Source organism: Tardiphaga sp. (assembly GCF_044340795.1).
Classification (GTDB): domain Bacteria; phylum Pseudomonadota; class Alphaproteobacteria; order Rhizobiales; family Xanthobacteraceae; genus Tardiphaga.
Window position 1 is genome coordinate 1 of record NZ_JBIISY010000319.1, and the last position, 5,690, is coordinate 5,690.

General features: G+C 63.5%; 3 protein-coding genes. 1 reads left to right on the forward strand and 2 read right to left on the reverse strand.

Going from position 1 to position 5,690, the window contains the following annotated elements; all coding sequences use genetic code 11:
• Positions 1-2,683, reverse strand: a 2,683-nt coding sequence (locus ACIQ17_RS30080) for a vitamin B12-dependent ribonucleotide reductase (RefSeq protein ID WP_398473123.1), incomplete at its 3' end; no start/stop codon positions are given.
• Positions 2,684-3,428: 745 nt separating this feature from the next.
• Between ACIQ17_RS30080 and ACIQ17_RS30085 the strand changes: the two genes are divergently transcribed.
• On the forward strand, positions 3,429-4,328 hold the full coding sequence (locus ACIQ17_RS30085) for a DMT family transporter (RefSeq protein WP_398473124.1): 900 nt from the start codon (positions 3,429-3,431) through the stop codon (positions 4,326-4,328).
• Here ACIQ17_RS30085 and ACIQ17_RS30090 read toward each other — a convergent pair.
• Positions 4,325-5,518 carry a GAF domain-containing sensor histidine kinase gene (locus tag ACIQ17_RS30090; protein ID WP_398473125.1) on the reverse strand — a complete coding sequence of 398 codons (1,194 nt, stop codon included), beginning with the start codon at positions 5,516-5,518 and terminating at the stop codon, positions 4,325-4,327. The genes ACIQ17_RS30085 and ACIQ17_RS30090 overlap by 4 nt on opposite strands.
• Positions 5,519-5,690 lie beyond the last annotated feature (172 nt).

A 5,690-nucleotide genomic window follows, 5' to 3' on the forward strand; every position in this document is an offset into this window, starting at 1 on the left:
AGTCCTCCACCGTGGCGTCGTTCGGCATGTTGATGGTCTTGGAGATCGCACCCGAGATGAAGGGCTGCGACGCCGCCATCATGCGGATGTGGCTTTCCACCGAGAGATAGCGCTTGCCGATCTTGCCGCAGGGATTGGCGCAATCGAACACGGCATAGTGCTCGGCCTTCAGGTGCGGGGCACCTTCCACCGTCATCGCGCCGCAGATGTGCACGTTGGCCGCTTCGATCTCGCGCTTGGTGAAGCCGAGGGCGGCGAGCAGGTCAAAACCCGGAGCCGCGATGGCTTCCGCCTCGATCTTCAGCGTGTCGCGGAGGAAGTCCTCACCAAAGGTCCACTTGTTGAAGGCGAACTTGATGTCGAAGGCGGTCGGCAGGGCCTTCTCGACCTTGGCGAGCGCTTCGTCGGTGAAGCCCTTGGCCTTCAGGGTCGAGGCATTGATGCCCGGCGCGTTGGACAGCGAACCGTGACCGACGGCATAGGCCTCGATCTCGGCGATCTCGCTCTCGCGATAGCCGAGCACGCGCAGCGCGGCCGGGACGGCGCGGTTGATGATCTTCCAGTAGCCGCCGCCGGCGAGCTTCTTGAACTTCACCAGCGCGAAATCAGGCTCGATGCCGGTGGTGTCGCAATCCATGACCAGGCCGATGGTGCCGGTCGGCGCCACGACGGTGGTCTGGGCGTTGCGATAGCCATGGGTTTCGCCGAGTTCGAGGGCGCGGTCCCAGGCCAGCTTGGCGCGGGTGACGATGTCAGCCTGCGGGCAGGAGGCGTGGTCGAGCGCCACCGGATCGACGGCGAGCTTCTCATAGCCATGGGTGTCGCCATGGGCGGCGCGGCGATGGTTGCGGATGACGCGCAGCATATGCGCGGCGTTCTTCTTGTAGCCCGGGAACGGGCCGAGCTCGCCGGCCATTTCGGCCGAGGTCGCGTAAGCCACGCCGGTCATGACCGCGGTGAGGGCGCCGCACAGCGCGCGGCCTTCCTTCGAGTCATAGGGCAGGCCCATGGTCATCAGCAGGCCGCCGATGTTTGCGTAGCCCAGACCAAGCGTGCGGAATTCGTAGGACAGCTCCGCGATCGGCTTCGACGGGAACTGGGCCATCATGACCGAGACTTCGAGCACGATCGTCCAGAGGCGGCACAGATGCTCATAGGCTTCGATGTCGAAACGCTTGGAGGCGACATCGTAGAAGGTCAGCAGGTTGGCCGAGGCGAGGTTGCACGCCGTGTCGTCCAGGAACATGTATTCCGAGCACGGATTGGACGCGCGGATATCGCCCGACGACTTGCAGGTGTGCCAGTCGTTCATGGTGGTGTTGAAGTGCAGGCCGGGATCGGCCGAGGCCCAGGCGGCGTGGCCGATCTTTTCCCAGAGGTCGCGGGCCTTGATGGACTTCACGACCTTGCCATTGGTGCGGCCGATGAGATCCCAGTTCGCGTCGGCTTCCACCGCGCGGAGGAAATCGTCCTTCAGCGAGACCGAGTTGTTGGAGTTCTGGCCGGCCACCGTGAGATAGGCTTCGCTATCCCAGTCGGTGTCGTAGATGTCGAACTGGATGTCCTTGTAGCCCTGCTTGGCGAACTGGATCACGCGCTTGATCATGTTGTCCGAGACCAGCGAGCGGCGCGCGAGCTTGATCTCGCGGCGCAGCGCCGGGTTCTTCTCGGGATCGAAGCAGTCGTCGCCCGAACCTTCGCAATTCACGCAGGCCTTCATGATGGCCTTGAGATGCTTCTGGTTCATCTTCGAGCCGGTGACGAGGGCAGCGACCTTCTGCTCTTCCTTCACCTTCCAGTCGATATAGGTCTCGATATCCGGATGGTCGGCATCGACCACGACCATCTTGGCCGCGCGGCGCGTGGTGCCGCCCGACTTGATGGCGCCAGCGGCACGATCGCCGATCTTGAGGAACGACATCAGGCCGGACGAGCGTCCGCCACCCGAGAGCTTTTCACCTTCGCCACGGAGACGCGAGAAGTTCGAACCGGTGCCCGAGCCGTATTTGAACAGGCGGGCTTCACGCACCCACAGGTCCATGATGCCGCCCTCATTGACCAGGTCGTCCTCGACGCCCTGGATGAAGCAGGCATGCGGCTGCGGATGCTCGTAGGAAGACTTCGACTTGGTGAGCTTGCCGGTCTTCCAGTCGACGTAATAGTGGCCCTGGCCGGGACCATCGACGCCATAGGCCCAGTGCAGGCCGGTGTTGAACCACTGCGGCGAATTCGGCGCGACCATCTGCTTGGCGAGCATGTAGCGCAGCTCGTCATGGAAGGCGTGGGCGTCGGCTTCGGACGTGAAGTAGCCGCCCTTCCAGCCCCAATAGGTCCAGCAGCCGGCGAGGCGATCGAACACCTGCTTGGCCGAGAGTTCGCCGATGAAGCGCTCATTCTCGGGCAGGGCGTTGAGGGCATCCTGGTCGGGCACCGAGCGCCACAGCCACGACGGCACGGTTTCTTCCTCGACCTTCTTCAGGCGCGCAGCAACGCCGGCCTTGCGGAAATACTTCTGGGCGAGGACGTCGGACGCGACCTGCGACCACGACTCGGGGACTTCGACACCGTCGGCCTTGAACACGACCGAGCCATCCGGGTTGCGGATCTCGGAGGTGGTGAGGCGGAAGTCGATCCCGGCATAGGGCGACTGTCCTTCGGTGGTGTAGCGGCGTGTGATCTGCATCGTCGTCGTGCCCCGTCTAATGGCCGACACCACATCTGGTGGGTCGGTGATTTCTGTGAGCGGTCTCAAGACTGCCGCAAGGCCGCCCCAAGTTCGCCGCAAGATGTGCCGGTGAAACCGGTCCTTTTATCTCTGTTCTGGAGCATGGCGGGGCCATTTGCGGCCGCCCGGAACTGCCGGGGTCATGCATCCCGGATCCGACGAAGTTCGCCTGATCCTAACGCCTCAACGCGTCGTTCGAGCCGGTTTGCCGACCCCTTTTTGCTGCTCCGAAGCTCTGGTTGTCAGGGCGCAGATCCCCGATCCCCGTAACCTCCTTGGAGGGACGAAGTGACCGGTCAGGACCCGTTTGGGAGCGCCCGGCGGGGACGAAGAACTGCTCGCACCGGACAATCCGAAAATTAGGCCAAACCGATCTCTCACGTCAAGGATTAGTGACGGTTCCTGAATCAAATACTAAATATGGTGGAAAGGGTGGATAACCAGGGGGCTCAGCCACGCCCTGATCGGTGCCAACTATCGGTGAGTCCTCACGGAATCCCAAGCCGAAAATTTTTTGCAATGTGTCCGCAAACCGCGCCATGCCCGCTGTTCACAGGCAGGCGAAGTGTTGCATTTCGGCATTGCATTGCGATGACGTGGAGGCGTGCGGCCATGGGATGGGCGGTTCCCACGACTGGCGGTGGTCGGAACATGCAAATGCGCGCATGCTGACCCCGAATCCCCTGCCGGAAATGCCTATTTCATGACCGTTCCCACCTCCACAGATTCGCGCCCGCGAATCGCGTCGCTTGGCCTGCTGTTTCTCGTCGTCACCTCGATCGGCTGGGGCTTCAACTGGCCCATGACCAAACTCCTGCTCACCGAATGGCCACCGCTGACCGGCCGCGGTGGTGCTGGCGTGATCGGTGGCGTCGTGCTGCTGGGGCTCGCTCTGGTACGCGGCGAGAGCCTGCGCGTGCCGGAGGGGCAGTGGGGGCGCCTCATCGGGCTGTCCATGCTCAACGTATTCGGCTGGATGGCGCTGATGAGCCTCGCGCTGCTGTGGCTGCCGGCGGGCGAGGCTGCCGTCATCGCTTATACGATGCCGATCTGGGCCGCGGTGCTGGCCTGGCGGATCCTCGGCGAGACGCTGTCGCTCCGCCGCATCATCGCGATGCTGATGGCGTTTTCCGGCATCGCTGCGCTGATGCTCGGCGATGGCGTCCATGTCACGCCGCAGAAGCTGCTGGGTCTGGTGATGGCCGTCACCGGCGCCATCGGCTTTGCCGGCGGCACGGTGCTCGGGAAGAAGTATCCGCTGCGCATGACGCTGCTGGCATCGGCTGGCTGGCAGATCGTGGTCGGCAGTCTGCCGGTGCTGCTGATTGGCCTCGTTTTCGAGACCGCGCATGTACAGGCGCTCACTTACGTCGGCTGGGGCACGTTCGCCTATGTCGGGCTGATCGGCTTCTGCCTGGCCTATGTCTGCTGGTTCGCGGCGCTGACGCTGCTGCCGGCCTCGGTGGCTGCCATCGGCACCATGGCGGTGCCGGTGATCGGCGTCGTCGGCGCGGCCGTCATGCTGCATGAGCCTCTCGGCATCGTGCAGGTCGCCGCACTGAGCTTCACGCTGGCCGGCGTGGCACTGGCGACGAAAGGCTAGGTGCTCGCCGCCAGCGGCACCTTCACGGTGAAATGCGAGCCCCGCGTCAGATCCGATTTCAGTGCGATGTCATGGCCCAGCGCCTCGGCCGTGCGGCGCACGATGGAGAGGCCGAGACCGAGGCCTTCACTGGCTGGATTGATCTGGTGGAATGCCTCGAAGATCGATGACAGCTGTTCGCTCGGAATGCCCGAGCCGGTATCCAGCACTTCGATGCTCACGGCATTGTCGCGCTTGCGGGCGCCAACCAAGACGCGGCCGCGATCGGTGTACTTGATCGCATTGCCGACCAGGTTGCCGAGGATCGCGCGCAGCATGCCGGGATCGCTGACGACATTCGCCTTGCTCGGCAGCACGACAAGGTCGAGCCCCTTGGCTTCCGCATGCAGGCGCCAGTTGGCGAGGATGGAGTCGAACACGTCCTGCAGCGGAAAGGCGTGCAGGATTGGCGCGCCCAGCCCGGCGCCGAGCACGGACGTCTCGGCCAGACGGTCGAGTTCTTCGGCCATGCGCATGCCGGCATCGACGGCATAGCCGAGGCGCTCGCGGTCCTTCTCATCGGTCAGCTTGCCGCGAATGCGATCGATGGCCATCACCATCACCTGCAGCGGCTGTTTGAGATCGTGCCCGGCCACCGCCATCAGGCGGCTGATATTGCGCTGAAGACGATCGGCGAGCACCAGCGCGCGGCGAAACTCCATCTGCGCCATGACCTGGCGGGCGAGGGCAGCGAGCACTTCGCGCTGCTCCGGCGTAAGCACGCGCGGCTTGTCGTCGAGCACGCAAACGGTGCCGAGCGGCAAGCCATCCGGCGTGCGCAGCAAGGCGCCGGCATAGAAGCGCACATGCGGCTCACCGGTCACCAGCGGATTGGCGAGGAAGCGCGGATCCTTGGTGACGTCTTCCACTTCGAGAAAATTATGTTCGAGGATGGCGTGGGCGCAGATCGACTGCTCCATGGGCGTCTCGCGCACACCGAGGCCGATCTCCGATTTGAACCATTGCCGCCCATCATCGACCAGGCTGATGATCGAGATCGGCGTCTGGCAGACATAGCTGGCGATCTTGGTGATGTCGTCGAATGACGGCTCTGTCGCGGTATCGAGAATGCCGTAGGAACGCAGGGCCTTCAGCCGCTCGATCTCGTTCGGATGCAGCGCTGCAAGCTTGTGCTTCTTTGGAACGTCCACTGAATTGCTCACACCACGGCGCTGACGAGGGCGATCCGGTCAGGCAGATTACGACGCGCGAGTTCCACAAAGGTTTCCGCGAACGGTCGGCCAGCAGTCTTAGATGCTGCACAAGATGGCGCAACCAGAAACGACATCATTTGAAATGATGCGACCCAAAATGACAGAGGGC

What these genes read in the sequence shown, in the direction of transcription:
- ACIQ17_RS30085 (WP_398473124.1), top strand. Translation starts at nt 3,429, where the DNA reads ATGACCGTTCCCACCTCCACAGATTCGCGCCCGCGAATCGCGTCGCTT.